The organism is Iodobacter sp. CM08, from assembly GCF_033446605.1.
Classification (GTDB): domain Bacteria; phylum Pseudomonadota; class Gammaproteobacteria; order Burkholderiales; family Chitinibacteraceae; genus Iodobacter.
In genome coordinates this window covers 65006-86081 of sequence record NZ_JAWQUO010000009.1, presented here as the reverse complement: position 1 = coordinate 86081, position 21076 = coordinate 65006, and the positions used below count along the sequence as shown (strand labels likewise).

16 protein-coding genes and 1 tRNA gene are annotated in these 21076 nt (G+C 49.8%); 9 read left to right on the top strand and 8 right to left on the bottom strand.

The features are described from left to right. Window position 1: 1 nt before the first annotated feature. The 3 genes from R6242_RS06690 to R6242_RS06680 are packed head-to-tail and all read left to right on the top strand — an operon-like array spanning window position 2 to window position 5355. Window positions 2-3901, top strand: coding sequence for an amino acid adenylation domain-containing protein (locus R6242_RS06690; RefSeq protein WP_318425361.1), 3900 nt, complete (start codon window positions 2-4; stop codon window positions 3899-3901). Window positions 3902-3906: 5 nt separating this feature from the next. Beyond that, on the top strand, window positions 3907-4692 hold the full coding sequence (locus R6242_RS06685) for a 2,3-dihydro-2,3-dihydroxybenzoate dehydrogenase (protein ID WP_318425358.1): 786 nt from the start codon (window positions 3907-3909) through the stop codon (window positions 4690-4692). Window positions 4693-4698: 6 nt separating this feature from the next. Next, a complete protein-coding gene (locus R6242_RS06680) occupies window positions 4699-5355 on the top strand; it encodes a 4'-phosphopantetheinyl transferase family protein (protein ID WP_318425356.1) in 657 nt (218 codons plus the stop codon). On the opposite strand, the gene R6242_RS06675 is transcribed toward R6242_RS06680, so the two are convergent. The 3 genes from R6242_RS06675 to phnD all read right to left on the bottom strand — a co-directional run bounded on the left by R6242_RS06675 (window position 5343) and on the right by phnD (window position 7344). Next, window positions 5343-5687: a DUF1289 domain-containing protein gene (locus R6242_RS06675; RefSeq protein ID WP_318425354.1), complete on the bottom strand. Its 345-nt coding sequence runs from the start codon at window positions 5685-5687 to the stop codon at window positions 5343-5345. The two genes, R6242_RS06680 and R6242_RS06675, sit on opposite strands and share 13 nt — an antisense overlap. 26 nt (window positions 5688-5713) lie before the next feature. Next, window positions 5714-6247 (bottom strand): hypothetical protein, encoded by a 534-nt coding sequence (locus R6242_RS06670; protein ID WP_318425352.1) that lies wholly within the window; start codon window positions 6245-6247, stop codon window positions 5714-5716. A 134-nt stretch (window positions 6248-6381) separates the two neighbouring features. Next, window positions 6382-7344, bottom strand: a complete 963-nt coding sequence (gene phnD / locus R6242_RS06665) for a phosphate/phosphite/phosphonate ABC transporter substrate-binding protein (RefSeq protein WP_318425349.1) — start codon at window positions 7342-7344, stop codon at window positions 6382-6384. A 224-nt stretch (window positions 7345-7568) separates the two neighbouring features. Here phnD and R6242_RS06660 point away from each other — a divergent pair. Then, window positions 7569-7645 (top strand) — tRNA-Gln (locus tag R6242_RS06660). A 150-nt stretch (window positions 7646-7795) separates the two neighbouring features. Here the strand turns inward: R6242_RS06660 and bluB are convergent. The 4 genes from bluB to metH all read right to left on the bottom strand — a co-directional run bounded on the left by bluB (window position 7796) and on the right by metH (window position 13605). Further along, the gene (bluB, locus tag R6242_RS06655) at window positions 7796-8470 is read right to left on the bottom strand and encodes a 5,6-dimethylbenzimidazole synthase (protein ID WP_318425345.1); all 675 of its coding nucleotides are present in this window, start codon (window positions 8468-8470) and stop codon (window positions 7796-7798) included. Window positions 8471-8534: 64 nt separating this feature from the next. After that, complete coding sequence (locus tag R6242_RS06650; protein WP_318425342.1) at window positions 8535-9170, bottom strand: HD domain-containing protein; 636 nt, start codon at window positions 9168-9170, stop codon at window positions 8535-8537. Between the two features lie 13 nt (window positions 9171-9183). After that, window positions 9184-9360 (bottom strand): YhfG family protein, encoded by a 177-nt coding sequence (locus tag R6242_RS06645; RefSeq protein ID WP_318425339.1) that lies wholly within the window; start codon window positions 9358-9360, stop codon window positions 9184-9186. 495 nt (window positions 9361-9855) lie between these two features. Continuing rightward, complete coding sequence (gene metH / locus R6242_RS06640; RefSeq protein ID WP_318425336.1) at window positions 9856-13605, bottom strand: methionine synthase; 3750 nt, start codon at window positions 13603-13605, stop codon at window positions 9856-9858. A 199-nt stretch (window positions 13606-13804) separates the two neighbouring features. Between metH and R6242_RS06635 the strand changes: the two genes are divergently transcribed. The 5 genes from R6242_RS06635 to R6242_RS06615 all read left to right on the top strand — a co-directional run bounded on the left by R6242_RS06635 (window position 13805) and on the right by R6242_RS06615 (window position 18975). Next, window positions 13805-14782 (top strand): quinone oxidoreductase, encoded by a 978-nt coding sequence (locus R6242_RS06635; RefSeq protein WP_318425333.1) that lies wholly within the window; start codon window positions 13805-13807, stop codon window positions 14780-14782. 124 nt (window positions 14783-14906) lie between these two features. Further along, window positions 14907-15500, top strand: a complete 594-nt coding sequence (locus tag R6242_RS06630) for a YqiA/YcfP family alpha/beta fold hydrolase (RefSeq protein ID WP_318425331.1) — start codon at window positions 14907-14909, stop codon at window positions 15498-15500. A 73-nt stretch (window positions 15501-15573) separates the two neighbouring features. Further along, window positions 15574-16485 (top strand): Dyp-type peroxidase, encoded by a 912-nt coding sequence (locus R6242_RS06625; RefSeq protein ID WP_293931469.1) that lies wholly within the window; start codon window positions 15574-15576, stop codon window positions 16483-16485. A 210-nt stretch (window positions 16486-16695) separates the two neighbouring features. Further along, complete coding sequence (locus tag R6242_RS06620) at window positions 16696-17886, top strand: branched-chain amino acid ABC transporter substrate-binding protein (RefSeq protein WP_318425327.1); 1191 nt, start codon at window positions 16696-16698, stop codon at window positions 17884-17886. A 147-nt stretch (window positions 17887-18033) separates the two neighbouring features. Beyond that, window positions 18034-18975: a hypothetical protein gene (locus R6242_RS06615; RefSeq protein WP_318425326.1), complete on the top strand. Its 942-nt coding sequence runs from the start codon at window positions 18034-18036 to the stop codon at window positions 18973-18975. Window positions 18976-18993: 18 nt separating this feature from the next. On the opposite strand, the gene R6242_RS06610 is transcribed toward R6242_RS06615, so the two are convergent. Further along, on the bottom strand, window positions 18994-20973 hold the full coding sequence (locus R6242_RS06610) for a methyl-accepting chemotaxis protein (protein ID WP_318425323.1): 1980 nt from the start codon (window positions 20971-20973) through the stop codon (window positions 18994-18996). Between the last annotated feature and the right edge of the window lie 103 nt (window positions 20974-21076).

Genomic DNA, 21076 nt, shown 5'->3' with positions numbered 1-21076 from the left:
CATGAATCAAATCTCCCCCCGTTTGCCGCTTAGTGCTGCCCAGTATGGAATATGGATGGGGCAGCAAATGGTGCCAGATAGCCCCGCTTACCTAACAGCCGAAGTCATAGAGCTAAATGGCGAGCTAGATGTTAGCGCCTTTAGCCAGAGCGTGATTGAGGTGTTAAACAACGCTAAATCGCTGCATATGCGGTTTCAATTAGATGGCGAGCAGCTCTGGCAGCTGCCACAAATGCCAAGTGAGGCACCGCTACAGCTTTATGATTTACGCGATCAGCCCAATCCACAGGCTGCGGCGCAGCAATGGATGCAGCGTTCTTTAGGCACGCTCTGCAATCCAACGTGTGATCCGCTTTACCAAACGGCCTTATTGCAAACGGCGGATAAGCAGTATCAATGGTATTTGCAAGTGCATCATATTGCCTTGGATGGCTTCGGCTATAGCGTGTTGGCGCAGGCCGTGGCAGCGCGTTATAGCGCTCGAGTACAAAACCAGCCATTGCCCGCGCTGGCGGATTGGTCGCTAGATAAAATTATCTTGGCAGAGCAAAACTATCAAAAAGCCGATAAGTTTCAAACCAGCAAGCAGTTTTGGTTGCAGCATTTAGCTCATGCCCCCAGCGCCTCTACGCTGGCTGCAGCCCAAGAATTTTCTGATGAAGTGATTCGCCACAGCCAACTTCTAAGCCCTGCGCAGATTGGCGTGTTTGAGCTGGCAGCGCGCCAGTGTGGGCAAGATTGGGGGAGCTGGATGCTGGCGGCGATTGGCTGCTGGTTAGCTAAGCAATCTGGGCAGCGGCAGCTGACTTTTGGCTTGCCGGTGATGAATCGCCTGGGTACACCAGCTTTGGGCGTGCCGTGCATGGCGATGAATATTGTGCCGTTTAGCGTCGCTATCGATCCAGAGCAAGACATGCAAACGCTGAGTAAGCAAGTGGCCGATAGCATGCGGGCCATTCGCCCGCATTTAGCTTATCGCTATGGCTGGATTCGCCAAGATTTAGGCCTGATGGATGTGCAAAAGCATTTATTTAACCAAGCTGTAAACCTGATGCCTTTCGATCGGCACGCGCCATTTGCTGGCTTAACTAGCCTGATTCATCCTATTAGCGCGGGGCCGGTTAAAGATTTAAATATCAGCGTTTCGGTGCTCAATGCCCAATGGCGGCTCAGCCTTGAGGCAAACCCAAACGCCTATCCAGCGGCCAAGCTGGCCCAATTGCATGAAGATTTACAGCAGTGGCTATTTATCCTAGCGGCGCATCCGGCGCAAAGTGGCATGTCCCCCTTGCTGCAAGATTTGCCACCTTTATCGGTGCTGCATGGCCCCGTTTTGGAACAAGCGGCTAGCCCAGTGATGCAACGCATCATGGATCAAGCGATCAGTAGGCCACAGGCGATTGCGCTAGAGCATGAAGGCGTGCAGATCAGCTATCAGCAATTGCTGGCCGAAGTGCAAACGCTGGCGGCACGCTTACAGCTAGAGGGTTTGCAAGCAGAAGAGCGAGTGGTGATTTTGTTGCCGCGTAGCCCGCAAGCCATTATTGCGATTCTGGCAACGCTATGGGCTGGGGCTTGCTATGTACCGCTCGATCCACAAGGGCCAAGTAGCCGTTTAACCATGGTGTTGGATGATGCCAAGCCACGGCTTATTTTAAGCTTGCAGTGCTGGGCGGATAAGGTAGGCAAGCGCGCCGCCTTGTATTTGGATTTGCCTAGCGATTCACCAGTAAACCTGCAGCCGCCTTGCCTAATGCAGGCAGAGCAGCCGGCCTATTTGCTCTATACCTCGGGCTCGACCGGCAAGCCGAATGGCGTATTGCTTGGGCATGGTGCATTGGCGCATTTTGTGGCCAGTGCTGGCCAGCTTTATCAAATCAGCGCCAACGAGCGCATCTTGCAATTTGCCCCTCTGCATTTTGACGCAAGTATTGAAGAGATTTTCCTCGCCCTTTGCTACGGCGCAACTTTAGTGCTGCGTAATGAGGCCATGCTGGATTCCATGGCTACTTTTGTGAGCAGTATTGAGCAGCTGCAAATCAGCGTGCTCGATTTACCGACCGCTTTTTGGCATGAATTAGCCCATGCCCTGACTGCGCCTATGGCGGCTCAGCTAGCGGGGCTAAGGTTAACCATTATTGGGGGTGAAGCCGCGCAGCCGGAGCGGGCAGGCCGTTGGCAAGCTTTGCTCGCTGATAGTGTTTTGCTCAATAGCTATGGCCCTACCGAGGCCTCGATTATCGCAAGCAGTGCCGTGCTGAGTGGCCAAGCTGCGGTATGGGATGGGAGCGATCGCCTGCCTATTGGCTTACCGCGTGCAGGGGTGACGGTGGTGATCGTGGATGAGTCTTTATACCCCGTGGCAGCAGGCCAGCCTGGCGAGTTATTAATTTGTGGCGATGCCTTGGCGCTGGGTTATAGCAATCAGCAGGCGTTGAGTGCGAGCCGCTTTATTCAATTGCATAGCTTGCCGGGCCAGCCGCGTGCTTATCGCACGGGGGATAGAGCTTGCTTACAAAATGGTCAACTCTACTTCTTGGGGCGCTTAGATCATGAGTTAAAAATCAGTGGCCTGCGCATTGATCCAGCCGAAATTGAAAACGCCATCCTTAGCCACCCAGCAATACGCGAAGTGGCGGTGGTGGGGGTAGAGCGCGGTGGTTTAGCTGCATATCTTGTTGCAACGCATGATGGCTTGCAGGCAGAGCTACACAGCCAATTGGCGGATATTTTGCCGATGGCCGCCATCCCAGATCATTGGTTTTTTGTGGATAACTTACCGCGTAATGTGAATGGCAAGATCGATCGCAAGCAACTTGCCAGCTTGCTGAGCGAGCGCGCCGCGCCTTTGATGCCTGAGGCCAGCTTGCTAGAGCAAAAAATCATGCAAGTGTGGTATCAGGTGCTGGGGGTAATGCCTGCCAGCATCCATTGCAATTTTTTTGAGCTGGGTGGTAAATCGCTGCAAGCGATTCAGGTAGCAGGGCAGCTGGGGCGTGAATTACAGCGGGATATCACCGTCTCTGCCTTGTTTAACCATAATACCGTGCACGCCTTGGCTAAAGCCTTGAACGCGCCTGCGGCACATCGCCCTCCGGCTGCGGCGGAAGATCACGCTTTTTCCCCTTTGCTGACGATTCAGCGTGGCAGCCTACCAGCGCTGTTTTGCCTGCATCCCGCCGAAGGGTTGTCTTGGTGCTATCTGGGCTTAGCGCGATATTTGCCAGATACTGCCATTTACGGCTTGCAAGCTACCGGTATTGAAACCAGCCTGCCCAGCAGCTTTGATGCCATGGTGAGTGAATACGTGCAGCGCGTTCGCCAACAACAAGCCACCGGCCCTTATCGCCTTTTGGGATGGTCTTTAGGCGGTGGATTGGCACAAGCCATGGCGGTGCAATTACAAGCAGCAGGTGAGCAAGTGGAGCTATTGGCCCTGATGGATAGCTACCCTGTTGCCGCTTGGCAGCAGCGTCCTTTACCCACCATGCACGATGCCTTAATCACGGTGCTGAGCGTGAATGGCGAAGTGGATACCGATAGCCAAGGTTTATCGTTGAGCCAAGAGGCTATTTATCAACGCTTGCTACGTCCTGGCAGCCCCCTTGCCACTTTAGGGCGCAGCGCATTAGAGCGTTTGGCGGAGTCTGCTTTGCATGGCATGCAGCTATTTCGCCGCAGCCAAACGGCCAGCTATCAAGGTGATTTGCTGCTGTTTCATGCTGGGCAAAATCCAGACGACGCCCCACAGCCTGCCTCTTGGCATCCCTATGTGCAGGGCCAGTTTGAGTGCGTAGAGCTCGATTGCAATCACTTTGGCATGAGCGATCCTGCGCCAATGGCCGCCATTGGCAGGGCGCTCGCCAAGCGGCTGCAATCTTCCATAAGTAATCAGGAATAAATTTTATGCAAAATCAGGAATTCCGCGGCAAGGTTGCCGTCGTCACAGGGGCCGCACAGGGTATTGGTGCGGCAATTGTTAAAAGCTTGAGTGAACAAGGGGCATTAGTTGCAGCGCTGGATATTCAGCAAGAAAAACTAGCCGCTTTAGCGCTGGAATACCAAGCCGCAGGCCTACACGTTCAGCCATACGCTGTGGATATGCGCAGTAGTAGCCAACTGGCGGCGGTGGTGGAGCAGATTGAGGCAGAGCTGGGGCCGATTGCCTATCTGGTGAATGCGGCAGGTATTTTGCGTATGGGCACTATTTGCGATTTAAGCGATGAAGATTGGGAGAATACTTTTGCGGTGAATACCCATGGCCCATTTTATTTATCCAGGGCGGTGGCACGGCGGATGATTCCACGCCAGAGTGGCGCGATTGTTACGGTGGGGTCTAATGCTGCTGAAGTGCCACGTCTGCAAATGGCGGCTTATGCGGCTTCTAAAGCGGCGCTAAATCACTTTAGTAAGTGTTTAGGTTTGGAGCTGGCAGAATACGGCATTCGCTGCAATATTGTGTCGCCAGGCTCAACCGATACGGCGATGCAGCGCCAGCTTTGGCAGGATGATAGCGATAAGCAAAAAGTAATTGCAGGCTCTTTAGCGGGCTATCGCACGGGGATTCCGCTAGGCCGAATTGCCGATGTTGATGATATTGTAGCGCCGGTATTGTTTTTACTATCTGCCGCTGCTCGCCAAATCACGATGCATAATTTATGCGTAGACGGTGGCGCTACACTCGGAGTTTAAAAGCGCATGTTAAAAATTTGGCGGGTGCAGCTGGATGATCCGGCCCATCTTCACCCCAGCCGCTTGGCTTGCTTAGATCAAAAAGAAACTAATCGTTGGCAGCGTTTACGTAAAGATGCACATCGCTATGCTGCAGCGCATACCGCTTTACGCAGCATCTTAGCCAGCGAGCTGATGTGCTTGCCGAGTGATATCCAATATCTGCAAAATCCTTGGGGCAAGCCTTGGCTGCGGCAAGGCCTGCAGTTTTCGCTGAGCCATAGTGGCGGTCTGGCTTTGATTGCATTGCAGCCCGATGTGCCGCTAGGCGTTGATATTGAGTTAAGCAGCAAAGACACCGATATCAGCTGGTTTAGTGAGTGCTGGAGCCCCGCCGAGTTAAAGCGAATGCAGCAGCCTTTAAGCCCTGAGCAAGCGCTTAGGCTGTGGGTGCGCAAAGAGGCGGTGCTCAAGGCTTTGGGGCGGGGTTTAAGCTTGCCGATGTCGCAAGTGGTGCTGCCACTAGGGCAGGCACAGCGGATGCGGGCGATGACGGTATGTGAAGAGCAGAGTGCGCTATGGCATTTATATGATTTAGATGTTGGGCAAGGCCAGCTGGCGGCTTTAGCCAGCCGCCGGCACTATCGGCCTGAGGCGTTGCGGGTTTTGGATTATTTAATCTGAGCAAGCTCACGCTCTGCAATCACCGCCGCCAAGCAAGTTGGACAATAACAATCCCCTGTGGCGGTGGTGACGGATAAAACCGGAGGGAAATCCATGCACCAACAGCCTTGCTTGCCGCCGCTGCCACAGCTAAATTCTGTGCTGCAGCGCTGGCATTGCTTGCGCTTCTCAAGCATGGGCAGGGCAAGTAGGCGTTGCCAGATTTGTTTTTTCTCGGCTTCGCTGGCCTTAGACCAGAGGCGAATTTCATCTAAGCTGCGGCGGCAGCCAATACAGTTTTGTTCGGCATCTAATTTACATTGGCTAATACAGGGTGAAGGCAGCGGCGTCATGATAGTCAAGCGGGCAAAAGGCGATTTTACCCCAAATATCGATCTACGCTGGGCTCCGCCAACACCACGTCATTTAATTGAATTTCGATTTGCTCTGGAATATCAATTAAATGTCTTAAAGCCTTTTCTGCGCGCTTTAAAGGATGGGCTAATTGTGCGGGATCTTGCTGGGGATGCATCTTTTCTTCAAACTGAATGACACCTGCAAGCCGCCATTCGCCATCAATGCGCTTGAGCTGATAGCTGGTGCAGTATTCCCAAGGGCTGCCATCGTTCAAAATAACCCGCCAACGTAATCTAGCGGTGGCTAAATCACGACTCAGCTTCAGCATACTCACAATACTATAGCGGGCATCATAAAAGCCCTGTTGCTTATACCAGTCAAAAAGAATGCAAGTGGTGTGATATAGCTCTTCTAATTTAGGCCAGTTGGTTTTTTCCCCATTGATTAGCGTAAAAAAGGGTAAGCAAAATAAATCACTTACCCCATCTACGTCTAGACGTGTATAGGCCATGGCAAAACGTTTAAAAAACGCTTCTAAATCATCGGTCTGATCCATATCCCACCAGCATTGTTTGTGTTTTTATGATGGTATATTGAAAGTGTTTTAAACGGCAAGTGAAAGTCCGAAGACAGCTAGTCTTGTGGATTCCTTGTGACACTTGCCATGTGTTTTGTTTATTCGCAGCAATATCAGCGTGCCAAGATCTTGGCTAGTTTTTCATAACGCTGATACATGGCTTTTTCTTGGCTGAATTTTTCTGCATCACTTACCTTAGTATTTAAGCTTAAGCGAAAGCGATCGTGAAATAACTGTAAGTCAGAAACAGGGCGCAGCTGGGCATTACTCGAGGGTAAAAATCCATCAAGTTGATCGGCTTCGTTGAGCTTGCGTTTTTGTTCCACAATATTGCCGCCCGTTTTGCCATAGTTTAAAAAGAAAGCAGCAATTTTTTGCTTAAGCTCGGGGCTTAGATCTCGGCGCTGGATGATGGGATCAAAGGTTACAGGGGGTGATTCCCAGATCACTTTTACCTGCGCGTATTCCTTGGGGTATTTCTTTTTTAATTGAGCTAAATCGTCGGTATTGTTGGTGGCAATATCGGTTTTTTTCTGGGCAAGGGCTAAAAAGTTATCTTGGTGGCTGCCTACGCTGAGCGATTTGAAATGTTGCTCATACAAAATATTATTTTTAAGGAAGGCGTAGTACTGCGGGATTAAAAAACCAGAAGTAGAGCTAGCTTTGCCGCCTGCATAGCGCAATCTACCGCTTTCACGTAATACATCCGTCAAGTTTTGAAATTTACTGTCTTTTTGAGCTAATAGCACCGAGCGATAGGTTTCTACCCCACCAGCAAGCACCAGCCGTGCAAAAATCTCGGTATTACTGTTTTCTATCGCCTCCATGGCCAATTTGCTGCCTAGCCGTGCGATTTGCACATCGCCATTTTTAATCGCTTGGAGTAAATCATCGTATTTATTAAAAGCGAGCGCTTTTACCGGAGTCCCTAAGGATTTTTCCATATCATCGAGCACAGGCTGCCAATGGCTTAAGGTTTCTGCTTCGCTGCGGGTTGCCACCAAGCCGATGGTGAGATTGGCAAATGAGGGGAGGGAGATAAGGCAAAAAATAAAAGAAGCTGAAAGTCGGAGCATGAGGAGTAACTTGTAAGCAAGGCAGGCCGCGCAGCATAAAACTTACATGTGACATTTATATTAAAATTTTATTTCATTGTGCTTTTAGGGCTAAAAATGGCTGAGGATGATGAGTTAGCGCAGGCTAAATGCTTAAGCAACAAGGTTTTTTCTACTTCGTGCTTACAAAATGTGGTTTACCTCTTCCCAAATAGAAATGCTTCATGTACTATGCCGCTCTCTTCAGGGGAGTCGCCAAGTTGGTTAAGGCATCGGATTTTGATTCCGACATGCGAAGGTTCGAATCCTTCTTCCCCTGCCAGAGATCAAAATAGCCGCTTAAAAGCGGCTTTTTTACGTCTGAATATTAGTTGCTTTGGGGGCTAAAGTGTCATTCCCGAGTGTTTTTATCGGGGATCCAGCAGGGTGACAATCGATTTGGAATGTTGAAAGCGGGTAGAGGCAATCGCGCTTAATAACTGATCGGTGTGCTGTGATCGCCTTCGGGCCAGCTATTTTCAAAAAAGATTTGCTCCTGCTCTAAGCGGCAGCCCCAGCCTAGGCGTTCCAATGTGGGTTTTTCTGGGAAGGCTTCAACTTGCCCCAAGCACAGAATGGCAATCGGCTTTGCACCTTCTGGCATCTTCAGCAGCTTGGCTAAATCAGCTGGGTCAAAGATCGACACCCAGCCCATACCGATTCCTTCGGCACGCGCTAGCAGCCACATATTCTGGATAGCGCAGGAGGCGGAGGCTAAATCCATTTCTGGCAGGGTGCGGCGGCCAAAGATGTGCTTTTCCCGCCCATCCATTAACGCCACCACTAATACTTCGGCGCATTCGGCTAAGCCATCTACTTTAAGCTTCATAAACTCTTGCTGACGGCTAGGCAGCGCCGCCGAGGTGCGTTCACGCTCGGCATCCACCAAGGCATGCACTTGCTGGCGTAGCTTGCCATCGGTGATGTGCAAAAAGCGCCAAGGCTGCATAAAGCCCACCGAAGGCGCCATTTGCGCGGCTTCAATCAGCCTTGGCATCAAACCATCTGGCAAAGCGCCCGCTTTAAACTGGCGAATATCCCGCCGCTGGCTCATCAGCCGAGTCAGGCTTTCGATTTCGCTCTCTAAAAAACGGTGTGAGTTGGGCATGGGGAGTCCGAGGCTGGTGGTGGGATTGTTGGTGCGTGGCTAGGCGGTGTGGCTTTAATCCATCTTAGAGAATTTCTGTTTCTAAGGCGGCTAAATAGTTTTTCATGATTTCAATTCGTCTTAGGCCTTCTGCTTTACCTGCTTTTGTTTTTAAAGTTTCAGCTGTTTTGAATAATTTTTTATAGAAATGATCAATGGTGAATTGAGCATCATCTGGCGCTCTTATGGCGCAGAAGGGATCATGATCAGCGTAAAAAGCTCTTTTCAATAAGCCTGCAGTTGCAAAGCATCGGGCGATGCCTATTGCACCAAGGCCATCCAGCCTGTCGGCGTCTTGAACAATTTGGGCTTCTAGTGTGGTGACTTCAATATTAGCGCTAAAACTATGCCCTTCAATGGCATGGGCAATCGCTGGGTAAAATTCTGCTGGATATTGAATTAAGCTAAGAAACTCAATAGCACCCTCGGCAGATAATTTGGAAGCACGGCTGCGCAGTGGGCTGTCTTTGGGCACAATCACAAAATCATGCAGCCATGCCGCAGGGATAATAACTTCTAATTGGGCATTTTCTTCTTTGCCTATTTTTTTAGCAAGTTGAACGACTCTCTTAAAGTGCAGCAGATCATGAGCTGGGTCGTCACTTGTTGCGATGGTAGCCATCTTATTTTCAAATTGTGTTTCCCATTCACTGAGCTGCATTTTTTATCCTTATTTATTTGCCATGGGCATTTGCTTTGTATTTTGCGATGAGGGCTGCTTTGTATGCATGCAAGTCATTGGAGCTAGGGCGAGCTTGCACAGGAGCAGAACCTTCCAGTTTAAGGCTGGCGTTGTAATTGCTGAGCCGAGTGCTTGCGATATAGGCTTGTTTCATTAAAAGAAGAGACATTGCCTGCTCCACTTAATTTGATTGTTCATTATGAATCGATGAGGCATTGCTGTAGATATTTGTTTGCTCTTTGTGAATAACTGATGCAGCGCCATGTATATCTTTTTAGTGCCTTCGGCAGGTTGATTTAGGTGCGGGCGTCCCGCTGGACCTTCCTTTCTTGTGCGGCCAAGAAACGAAGCCAAGCCACAAACTCAAAAACACGAAGGCCCCTGCGCTGCGGACAATCGAGTCGGCGGCGGGCGGGATTGGCTCGCTGCCTCGCTGCCAAGCGATCCCCCGCCCCGCTTGTTCGGAGCTTGCGTGTTTCAAGGGGAGATTTAAGCCCCGTGCCACTAACTGCGATATGAATCTTAATTGCTGGGCTTTACAGCACTCAAAACCCAAAAGGTAACATAACTCACGCATAGTTTTCCTCCGTGAAACTCCGCGTTCTCTGTGCCCTCCGTGGTTCAAGACTTGGGTTTGTTTTGAGTAAATTATCCACCCACAAAATCAGGCGTTATATCCCAGATTAGGCGCTAAATCGCGCTCGGCTTGCTCGATTGTTACCCCGCGGCGTGTTGCGTAGCTTTCTACCTGATCCTTCTCGATTTTACCCACGGCAAAGTATTGTGCTTGTGGGTGGCTAAAGTAGAAGCCGCTTACCGCAGCGGTAGGCAGCATGGCGTAGCCCTCGGTGAGGCTCATGCCGATGGTGGCTGGGTCGATCAAATTAAATAAGCCGGTTTTGGGCGTGTGATCTGGGCAGGCGGGGTAGCCGGGGGCGGGGCGGATGCCTTGGTATTTTTCATCGGTTAAATCATCCACATGCAGGTTTTCATCCGGCACATAGCCCCATAGCTCCTTGCGGATTTTCTCGTGCATATATTCGGCAAAGCCTTCGGCAAAACGGTCAGCCAAGGCTTTTACCATGATGGCGTTGTAATCGTCGCTCGCGAGCTCGAAACGCGCTACATGTTGGTCGATATTCAGCCCACCGGTGACGGCAAATGCGCCGATATAGTCAACCACACCGCTGTCTTTAGGGGCGATAAAGTCAGCTAAGCACCAGTTAGGCTTACCAGCCGCTTTGGCGTTTTGCTGGCGTAGATTATGCCAAGTCATCAGCCGCTCGCCATTTTCTGGGTGATAGATTTCAATATCGTCCTCCACGCTATGGGCGGGGAACAAGCCGATTACGCCATTGGCTTGCACCCACTCGCCTTCTATCATTTGCGCCAACAGCACTTGGGCGTCGGCAAATAGGGCCGTAGCGGCCTCGCCAACCACTTCGTCAGTCAGAATGCGTGGATATTTACCGGCCAGCTCCCATGCATTAAAGAACGGGCTCCAGTCGATATAGGGGGCGATATCACGTAGAGGCACTTTTTCAAAGCGCAGCACGCCCAGCTGCTTAGGCTTGGGCGGGGTGTAGCTTGCCCAGTCTATTTCAAATTTATTGGCGCGGGCGGTGGCAATCGGTAGTAGCTTGCTCTTGCCTTTGTTCTCATGAATGGTGCGGATATTCTGGTATTCGGCGCGCAACTTTTGCATAAAGGCGGGCTTTAGCTCGTCGCTTAATAGATTGGAGCATACGCCTACCGCGCGGCTGGCGTCCGGCACATACACCACGGGGCCATTGGCGTAGCCCGGCTCAATCTTGACCGCGGTGTGTACTTTTGAGGTGGTGGCTCCGCCAATCAGCAGCGGAATATCAAAGCCTTGGCGCTGCATTTCTTTGGCCACATGGCTCATTTCTTCTAGGCTTGGGGTAATCAGGCCGGATAGGCCAATCATATCTGCGCCGATTTCTTTGGCGGTGTCCAGAATCTTTTGTGCCGGTACCATCACGCCAAGGTCGGTCACCTTGTAGTTATTGCAGCGCAGTACCACGCCCACAATATTCTTGCCGATATCGTGTACATCGCCTTTCACCGTTGCCATCACGATATTGCCCTTGGCGGGCGCGTCTTGCAGGCCCATGGCGATTTTTTCTGCCTCAATAAACGGCTCTAGGTGGGCCACGGCGGCCTTCATCACGCGGGCGGATTTCACCACCTGCGGCAGAAACATCTGGCCGGAACCAAATAAATCGCCTACGTGGTTCATGCCGTTCATGAGCACGCCTTCGATCACATGGATAGGGCGCTCTACGGCGAGCCGCGCTTCTTCGGCGTCTTCCAGAATAAAAGTGGTATTGCCGCGTACCAGCGCGTGGGTAATGCGCTCTTGCAGCGTGCCATTGCGCCAGCTTAAATCCTCACCCTTGGCTTGATTTGCGTCGCCTTTAAAGCGCTCGGCAATTTCGATCAGGCGTTCAGTAACGTCCAGATTGCCCTCGGTGAGTGGCGCTCCGGCGCTGGTGCCAGCGGGCAACATCAGTACCACGTCTTCGATTAAATCACGTAATTCGCGTGGCACTTCTTCGTAAACTTCTAGCGCACCCGCGTTCACAATCCCCATCGTCATGCCTTTTTTAATGGCGTGATAGAGGAAAACGGCGTGGATGGCTTCGCGCACCTTATTATTGCCTCGGAAAGAGAACGAGACATTCGATACGCCGCCGCTCACCTTGGCGTGTGGTAGATTTTGGTGAATCCAGCCGGTGGCTTCGATAAAGTCGAGGCCGTAGCGGGCGTGCTCTTCAATCCCTGTGGCCACGGCAAAGATATTGGGGTCGAAAATAATATCGGCCGAATCCATGCCCACTTCATCGACCAGAATGCGGTAGCTCTTTTCACAGATTTCGATCTTGCGGGCGTAAGTATCGGCCTGACCTACTTCATCAAAAGCCATCACGATCACCGCTGCACCGTAGTCTTTGACTAAGCGAGCGTGGTGTTTAAAGGCTTCTACGCCTTCTTTCATCGAGATCGAATTCACAATGCACTTGCCCTGCACGCACTTTAGACCCGCCTCGATCACATCCCATTTAGATGAGTCGATCATAATCGGTACGCGTGAGATATCTGGCTCGGCAGCGATTAAGTTCAGAAAGGTGACCATGGCCTTATGGGCATCCAACATGCCCTCGTCCATATTGATGTCGATCACTTGCGCGCCGTTTTCTACCTGCTGACGGGCGACGACCAGCGCCTGTGGATAATCGCCATTTAAAATCAGCCGCGCAAAGGCTTTGGAGCCGGTGACGTTGGTGCGCTCACCCACATTCACAAATAAATCTTCATCCCCAATATTAAAGGGCTCTAGGCCAGAGAGGCGGCATTTGGCCTCAATCTTAGGCAGGGCGCGCGGTGCGATGTCTTTTACTACTTGGTACATGGCGGCAATATGGGCTGGCGTGGTGCCGCAACAGCCACCAACGATATTGATCAGGCCCGATGCCGCCCACTCTTTGATCGACTCGGCCATCATCTCAGGGTCTAAGTCGTAGCCGCCAAAGGCATTAGGCAAGCCTGCATTGGCGTGTACCGAAACAAAGCTGTCAGAAATACGGCTCATTTCTTCTACATACTGACGTAGCAAATCTGGCCCCAGCGCACAATTCAGCCCGTAGCTGATGGCGTCTGCGTGGTGCAGGCTGTTGTAAAACGCTTCGGTGGTCTGGCCGGTTAAGGTGCGGCCAGATTGGTCGGTAATCGTGCCGGAAACCATCACCGGCAGCTGATCTTCTTTGGCAATATTATTTCTGCGGAAATACTGCTTAATCGCGAATACCGCGGCTTTAGCATTTAGCGTGTCGAAAATCGTTTCAACCAGCAGAATATCCGCGCCGCCTTTCACTAGGCCGTCAATCGCTTCTAAATAGCTTTCAACCAGCGCATCAAAGGTCACATTACGATAGCCGGGGTCGTTTACATCGGGGCTGATCGAGCAAGTGCGGTTGGTGGGGCCTAATACCCCAGCACAGTAGCGCGGTTTATGGGGTGTTTTGGCGGTTTGGGCCACGCATAGTTCTTTAACCAGCTTGGCTGCAGCAAAGTTTAGCTCCCAGACCAAGCTTTCCATCTCGTAATCGGCCATGGCGATCGAGGTGCCGTTAAAGGTATTGGTCTCGAGAATATCCGCACCCGCATCAAGGTAAGCCTGATGAATTTCTTCGATAATGTGTGGCTGGCTTAGCACCAGTAAATCGTTATTGCCTTTTACATCGCAAGCCCAGTCAGCAAAGCGCGCTCCACGGTAATCTGCTTCTTGCAGATCGTAAGCCTGAATCATCGTACCCATGCCGCCATCCAAAATCAGAATGCGCTGGGTGAGTTGATGATGTAATTGGGAATGAAGACTCAGGGGGCGGGTCATGGGCTTATACCTTGGATGTCTAAGTAATGCGGCTGCAAAGTCGGCAATTTTACCACGCGAAACCGTGGCATTAGTTTGCTATTCACTTGCTACTATTAATTCCGGTGCAGCAAGCTTGCAATAGTTATATTGTTATCTTTTGTTTTTTTTCTACTAGCTGGATAGTTTTGTCAGCTTCTGGCGTTATATAAGGGAAATAATGATGCAAACTCAGACGATTCGTATCCATAGCCATGGTGATAGCAGTGTAATGCAGCTTGAAATGCATACTTTGGCAGAGCCGCAGGCGGGTGAGGTGTTATTGCGCCAAACTGCGATCGGCGTGAATTATATTGATACCTATCATCGCTCGGGTTTGTATCCGCAAACGATGCCTTCAGGCTTGGGCGTAGAAGCTTGCGGTGTGGTTGAGGCGCTAGGTGAGGGTGTTACAGAGTTTAAGCTTGGGGATAGAGTGGCTTATGCGGGTGGCGCAGTGGGTGCTTATGCCTCTTACCGCGTGCTGCCTGCGGATAAACTGGTATTGGTACCCGCAAAAATTAGCGATGAAATTGCTGCGGGTACTTTATTGCGGGGAATGACGGCGCAATATTTGCTGAAACGTACTTTCCCAGTACACATTGGGCAAACTATTTTATTTCATGCCGCCGCCGGTGGTGTTGGGCAAATAGCCTGCCAATGGGCCCGCGAGCTAGGTGCTATTGTGATTGGTACGGTGGGTAGTGATGAAAAGGCCGCGATTGCCAGCCAATATTGCGATCATGTGATTAATTATAAAACCAGTGATTTTGTAGAGCGGGTGCGTGAAATTACTGCTGGCAAAGGTGTGGCGGTGGTGTATGACGGAGTAGGCGCGGATACATTTGCAGGCTCGCTAGATTGCTTAGCGCCACGCGGCATGCTGGTGAGTTTTGGCAACGCATCTGGCCCGGTTCCGGCATTTGAGCCCGCAATTTTGGCACAAAAAGGTTCGCTTTTCTTTACACGTCCTACACTGGGACATTACACCTTGACTAGGGCTGAGCTGATGGCAACCGCTGCGGATTATTTCCATGCTGTCAGTCGTGGTTTTATTAAGCCTGAAATTGGCCAGAGTTATGCTCTAAAAGACGCGGCTAAGGCCCACCAAGACTTAGCGCTACGCAAGACCCAAGGTTCTACCTTGTTGCGGGTTTAATCTGTGTGGTTCTGCGTTGTTTTTTGTTTATATTAGTTCAGCATAAATTAATTATAACGCTTTGATTTATATGAATAACTGTACCGGTATAGCCGGAAAACAAATCTCAATAGAGCCTAGCACCATGCTTATTCATCACCCACACATTATTTATCTACATGGCTTCTTATCCAGCCCCTTGTCGCAAAAAGCGCAAGATATGGCCGCGTGGATGGAGCAACAGGGATTGCAGCATTATTTTCATTGCCCGCAACTACCTATGCACCCTAATGAAGCTGGCGTTTTATTACATGGCTTGTTTTTTAAGCTGGCGCATGAAGATATTTGTGTTGTGGGCAGCTCGCTCGGTGGCTTTTTTGCCACTTGGGCGGCAGAAACCTTTGGCTGCCGTGTTGTTTTGATTAATCCTGCGGTGCATCCTTATCAAAGAATTAATGAGTATTTAGGGCCGCAGAAAAATTATCAAACCGGTGAGATTCATATGATAGATCCCTGTTTTTCTGAGCAATTGCAAGCTTTTGAGCGGCGGCCCTCAAAGTTTGAGCGCTATTGGTTGCTGACACAAACGGGTGATGAAGTTTTAGATTATCAGGCCGGAGTAAATTTTTATTCAGGTTGTCGTCAAACAATTATTGAAGGTGGCAATCATGGATTTGTGGATTTTGAACCTTGGTTGCCAGAGATCTGGCGCTTTGCCCAAGGCAAGTCGCTCGTGTAATCTGTTGAGTCAGCATTTGCTCTAATTTAAAGAAGATCTTGTTTTATCTATTGATTGCTTAAGGATTCTCTGCATGACCCCACAAAGCGGAATATTGCCGGCGGCTAATGGCCACGCCCTATTTGTATTACTACGGCGCAGACTGGGTAGGCGCGCGGATACACGGCTTAAAGCGTTACTCGCCAGTTTTCCTGAGCGTATTGCGCGTTTACAAAAAGAAGATAGCTTGGCTTTGGGTGTGATTGCATTTAGTCCTAAAGTTTGGCCTGAGCTTTACAGCAAAAAGCCCGCAGAGCTGCGCCAATTTCCTTTTATTTCTGGCGCCATTCATCCTGCCCCTAGCTCTGATGCGGATGTGCTACTGCATCTACGTGGAGAGCGCTTTGATTTACTGTATGAGCTAGCCGATTTGATCACGGCGGATATGGCGGAGTGGCTGGAGCCTATAGAAACCGTGCACGGTTTTCGCTATCGGGATGGCCGTGATTTAACCGGTTTTGTGGATGGCACAGAAAACCCGCAGGATGATGAGCGAGCAGAAGTGGCCTTGGTTGATTCCTGTGATCAGGATTGGGAAGGGGGAAGCTATATTCATCTGCAGCGCTATGTACATCGTATGGACCAATGGCAACAACTGCCGGTTCGCCAGCAAGAAACGGTAATAGGTAGAACCAAGGAAAGCAACGAAGAGCTGCCTGACGAAGATCGCCCGCATACAGCACATATTAGCCGTGTGATTATTGAAGAAGATGGCGAAGAATTAGCGCTACTACGCCACTCCATGCCTTATGGTCAGCCTGGAGGGGATAAAGGGCTCTATTTTATTGCTTACTGTAAAACGCCACGGGTATTTGAAAAAATGCTCACTCGAATGATTGCACCCACTTCGGATGGAAGAGTCGATCATATGTTGAATTTCACAAGAGCCGTGACAGGAGGTGCATTTTTTGCACCAAGTATTGAGCAATTAAGTCAACTACTGTAGCTGATTGGTGGTTTGTGTCTTTGGTAAAAAAGTGCATGGTTAGCTGCAAATCGCTACGTATTAAGCTGTTTTTAACGGCGTTATAAGCTGCGATTACATGCTACTGACGTTAACTTATTGACTGAATCGAAACCCTGTTCAGGAAACCCCCGATTGCTGTAAAAATTGAACACGCCCACATTGCATAAACACATTCGAGGGGTCTTGTTTATGCAATTTGTTCAAAAATCGGCTGTATTATCTGCAGCTCTCGCTTTAGCGCTTACCGCTTGTGGGCAAAAAACAGAAACTAATACTGCAGCACCTGCCTCTGCTCCGGCTGCTGCTGTGGCTGATTCATCCGTGGTAAAAATCGGTTTTGCGGCTCCCCTAACTGGGCCACAAGCTCATTATGGTAAGGGCTACCAAAACGGCGTACAGCTGGCGATTGATGACGTAAACGAAAGCAAACCTACTCTGGATGGTAAGCCGGTTAAATTTGAGCTGGTGGCCGAAGACGATATGGCCGATCCAAAAACCGCCACCCAAGTGGCCGAGAAATTTGTTGATGCAAAAGTAGCTGGGATTATCGGCCACTTTAATTCGGGTTGTGCGATTCCTGCCTCCAAGATTTATTCTGATGCTGGCCTGCCACAAATTGCCATGGCAACTGCGCCTGCCTATACCGCTCAAGGTTTTAAAACCACATTCCGCTCGCTCACTTCTGATTCACAGCTTGGCTCGGTGATTGGTAAATACACGGTAGAAAAGCTAGGCGCCAAAAAAATCGCCATTATCGATGATCGCTCCGCTTACGGCCAAGGCTTGGCTGATGAGTTTGAAAAAGCGGCTAAGGCTGCGGGCGCTGAAATCGTTAAACGCGAATTCACTAGCGATAAAGAAACCGACTTCACCTCGATTCTCACCTCAATCAAAGGCGCAAAGCCTGATGTGATTTTCTATGGTGGCACCGATGCACAATCCGGCCCTATGGCACGCCAAAAGAAACGCTTAGCCATTAATGTGCCGATTGTTTCCGGCGAAATGACCCGCTCAGATACCTTCTTAAAACTTGCAGGCCCAGATGCAGAAGGCACGATTGCTGCATTGGCTGGCCAGCCTTTGGATGCGATGCCAGGTGGTAAAGACTTTGCTGCGCGTTATAAAGCTAAATATGGCGAGTTAGAAATCTACACCCCATATGGCTACGACTCTACCCGCCTGATGCTGGCGGCAATGCAGTCTGCTGGCTCGGCTAGCCCTGCTAAATATCTACCGGTGCTGGCTAAAATTAAGCATAGCGGTGTGACATCTAGCAATATTAGCTTTGATGATAAAGGCGATTTGCAAGACGGTAGTCTTACTGTCTATAAAGTGAAAGGCGGTAAGTGGGAAGTATTGGAAACCCTCGGCGGTAAGTAAGTTGTACCCCAGCTTCGGCTGGGTTGTAGTTCTCTCCTTTGATGCAAACTGGTTCGCCAGTTTGCATTTTTTTATGGGCCGACGTAAAACTGATGTCAGAATAGTGGATGATGCCTGCCGTTGAGATAAATGATTTGGAGTCTATTCTTGAGCCCTAAAACCCCCGAGCAGCAGTGGCAGTGGCTACAAAAAGGCCCAGGCTTAAAGGCCTTAAGTGAGGCCTTTCCAGAGGATTGGCTGCTGGTTAGAGATGAGTTAACCGCTGTATTTGCACGGCGTGATCCTGTAGAGCTGAAGCAGCTGGTGCAGAAAGCATCAAAGCGGGTCAAGCCAGATGCGCGGTTTTTATCAGGGGAGAGAAATGGCCGTGCTTTTGCTGATTTTGTGCGTGTGCAAATTCGTCAGCGGATGAATGAGCTGGCGCTGCGCCAATATGCATTTTCTGCCGCAACCGGCGTGCACACTGGCAAGGTAAGATTTAATTTTTTTAATGGAGTGTTGGCGCAAAAATTATTGTTTCAGCACGATTTAGTTAGAAAACCCGTTTCGATGCGATCTTTTAAGTTTATTTGGCCGCTGTTATGGCAAAAACGGCTATTGATGCCGCTGGTGGAAAAGCGTGGTATTTACTGCTTTTATAGCCAAGAGCTGATTGCTGAATTAGCAACAATCATTGGCCAACGTCGTTGCGTAGAAATTGCGGCTGGCGATGGCACGCTAAGCCGGTTTTTAAGCGATGCGGGGGTGGATATTACGGCTAGCGATGATTTTAGCTGGGGAAAAGTGCTGCAATATCCAGAATCGGTGCAGTGCTTGGATGCCACGGCGGCGATCGCTCGTATTAATCCACAGGTGGTGATTTGCTCATGGCCGCCCTCGGGCAATCGGTTTGAAAAGCAGATTTTTCGCAAGCAGGGTGTAGAGACATATATTGTGATCGGCAGCCATTCACGTTTTATCACTGGAAACTGGGCGGATTACGAGGCGCAAATAGCCTTTGATTGGCAGGAAGCACTCACACTTAGCAAGCTTGTGCTGCCACCAGAGCTAAAAGCGGGTGTGTGGGTGTTCCAGCGTAAAGCCACTTAAACAGGTTGCTTGGCGTGCTTAAATCTTTAGCTTGCTGACGCTTTCATGCAGCCTAGACGCTACATTCTGTAGCTCTTCAGAGGCTTGCAAGCCTTTCTCTGTATAGGCACGGCTGCCATCGGCTTCTCTGGCAATTGCTTCAACGTGCAGAGCCACATGTTCGCTGGCGACTCTTTGCTCCGCCAAGGTGCTGCTAATGGCTCGCAATTCGCCGACTACTCCGCCCATTTTTTCGCGCATTGCATTAACTGAAGAGCTAACTGTTTGCGCCATATTGCTGTTTCTTTCTACCTCATTGACGCTTAGATTCATGCAGCTCACCGCATCTTGGGTGGAGTGTTGTACTTTACTTAATACACCCACAATTTCTGCGGAGGAGCTTGATGTACGCTCGGCTAGTTTTCTAACTTCATCGGCAACCACGGCAAAGCCGCGGCCTTGTTCTCCTGCCCTTGCCGCCTCAATGGCCGCATTGAGGGCGAGTAAATTAGTCTGATCGGCAATTTCTCTAATCACCCCTACTAATGAGGAGATTCTGGAAGATTCTTGGCTGAGATGGTTAATGCTTTCTGAGGCCGTATTGATGCTGCTGGCGATATTTTTCATTTGTCCAAAGGCAGAGTTGACCTCTGTAACGCTTTGGATAGCCTGCTCTTCTGATTCCGCGCCTAATGTGAGTGCACGTTCAGCGTAAGATGCACTTTCTGCAATGCTGGTAGAAAGTTGCTCTACAGAGCTTGAGACCATTTGTGTTGCATCACTTTGCCTTATGGCCATATCTGCGATGCTTGCTACGGTTTTGGCGTATTCAATGGCGATATCACCTAGCAAGGTGGTGGCAATTTGGGTTTCTGCCACCATGCTGCGTAAATCATGTTGCATGCTATCAATAGCTTGCAACAAACTGCCATCTGCGGATGCGGGAATCGGTACTGCCAAATTGCCTTCGGCAATTAACTTTACAAGGGTGACCACGGTATTGGGATCGCTGCCAAGCTGCATACTGAGCGCACGATAAAATGCCCAGCCCAATAAAGTGGTTAAGATCAGCGCTACAATGGCAGCGCCTACATAGCGATTACGCTGCTCGGTAAGGCCATCTACTCGCACTTGCAAAAGCGTATTGAGTGAGGCAATTAGTTTTTCGTTTAGCTCGAGTTGCGCTTTACTGCCTTGATCTTGCTCTTTTAATAAAGCGGGTAAAGTTTCTGTTGGATGGTTTTCTAATGTTTTTGGGCTTAATTCGGCTTGCAGCTTACTATATTGCGTGCTCATTGCTGCTACGGCGCTATCAAAGCGTTTGTTCATGGAGTCGTTGTATTTACCAACCCGAATTAAATTACCTGTGATTAGGTCAAAATTTTGCAGGGCAAGTGGGCGTAGCTCGATTAATCGAGTTAATTGCTCGGCTAGATCAGTCTTTAGCGAAAGCGCACCACGGCTCATATGCTCGCCTAATAAATCTTGATAAGCAGGTAAGCGAAAGCAAACGCTATCCATTAAATAATAGGTATCGATATCTGGATCAAGGGTAAGGTTGGATTGATCGCATGCGTCAGAAATATGCTGGGTTAGGCTGCTGGATAATTTAGCGTAGCTTTGCTCAATACTTTTGGGATCGCTACTATTTTCGGTGCGAAAGGCATCCCATGCTTGGTGGAGCGCGCTGCGCTGTGCTTCAAAGCCTAAGTCTTTAACCTGCTGTAATTGCTCGGCGCTACTAAGGGTTTTTTCAAACTCACTAATCCACGCACTATTGTCGCTAGCTAATCCTGCTACTTTATTGGCGCGTAAAGGTTGTAATTTTGATTGCAAGCTAAGCCATGGCTGGATATATGCCATTCCTTGCTGCTCTTTTGCTGAAAATGCGCGATTGGTTTCTGTCACTTGATAAAGTGAGTAGCCCAAAAAACAAATACCAAAGGCGATAACTAAGCCCATTACGGCAAATCGAGCGGGATAGCTTAGTGAGCGCATAAAGCGGATTAAGTAGTTCATCGCGTGAGACACCTAGATGATGCTGAACTTTTATCCTAGACAAAACTGTATGTAGTCTTTGCGTTAATTACGCTCTGAGCGGCTAAAAGGATGATTTATTTTA

Excerpts from the sequence above, each read along its gene's own strand:
- R6242_RS06620 (WP_318425327.1), top strand. The coding sequence starts at position 16,696 with ATGCAATTTGTTCAAAAATCGGCTGTATTATCTGCAGCTCTCGCTTTA.
- R6242_RS06685 (WP_318425358.1), top strand. The coding sequence starts at position 3,907 with ATGCAAAATCAGGAATTCCGCGGCAAGGTTGCCGTCGTCACAGGGGCC.
- R6242_RS06635 (WP_318425333.1), top strand. The coding sequence starts at position 13,805 with ATGATGCAAACTCAGACGATTCGTATCCATAGCCATGGTGATAGCAGT.
- R6242_RS06610 (WP_318425323.1), bottom strand. The coding sequence starts at position 20,973 with ATGAACTACTTAATCCGCTTTATGCGCTCACTAAGCTATCCCGCTCGA.
- phnD (WP_318425349.1), bottom strand. The coding sequence starts at position 7,344 with ATGCTCCGACTTTCAGCTTCTTTTATTTTTTGCCTTATCTCCCTCCCC.
- R6242_RS06625 (WP_293931469.1), top strand. The coding sequence starts at position 15,574 with ATGACCCCACAAAGCGGAATATTGCCGGCGGCTAATGGCCACGCCCTA.
- bluB (WP_318425345.1), bottom strand. The coding sequence starts at position 8,470 with ATGCCCAACTCACACCGTTTTTTAGAGAGCGAAATCGAAAGCCTGACT.
- R6242_RS06690 (WP_318425361.1), top strand. The coding sequence starts at position 2 with ATGAATCAAATCTCCCCCCGTTTGCCGCTTAGTGCTGCCCAGTATGGA.
- R6242_RS06630 (WP_318425331.1), top strand. The coding sequence starts at position 14,907 with ATGCTTATTCATCACCCACACATTATTTATCTACATGGCTTCTTATCC.
- R6242_RS06670 (WP_318425352.1), bottom strand. The coding sequence starts at position 6,247 with ATGGATCAGACCGATGATTTAGAAGCGTTTTTTAAACGTTTTGCCATG.
- R6242_RS06680 (WP_318425356.1), top strand. The coding sequence starts at position 4,699 with ATGTTAAAAATTTGGCGGGTGCAGCTGGATGATCCGGCCCATCTTCAC.
- R6242_RS06645 (WP_318425339.1), bottom strand. The coding sequence starts at position 9,360 with ATGTCTCTTCTTTTAATGAAACAAGCCTATATCGCAAGCACTCGGCTC.
- metH (WP_318425336.1), bottom strand. The coding sequence starts at position 13,605 with ATGACCCGCCCCCTGAGTCTTCATTCCCAATTACATCATCAACTCACC.
- R6242_RS06675 (WP_318425354.1), bottom strand. The coding sequence starts at position 5,687 with ATGACGCCGCTGCCTTCACCCTGTATTAGCCAATGTAAATTAGATGCC.
- R6242_RS06650 (WP_318425342.1), bottom strand. The coding sequence starts at position 9,170 with ATGCAGCTCAGTGAATGGGAAACACAATTTGAAAATAAGATGGCTACC.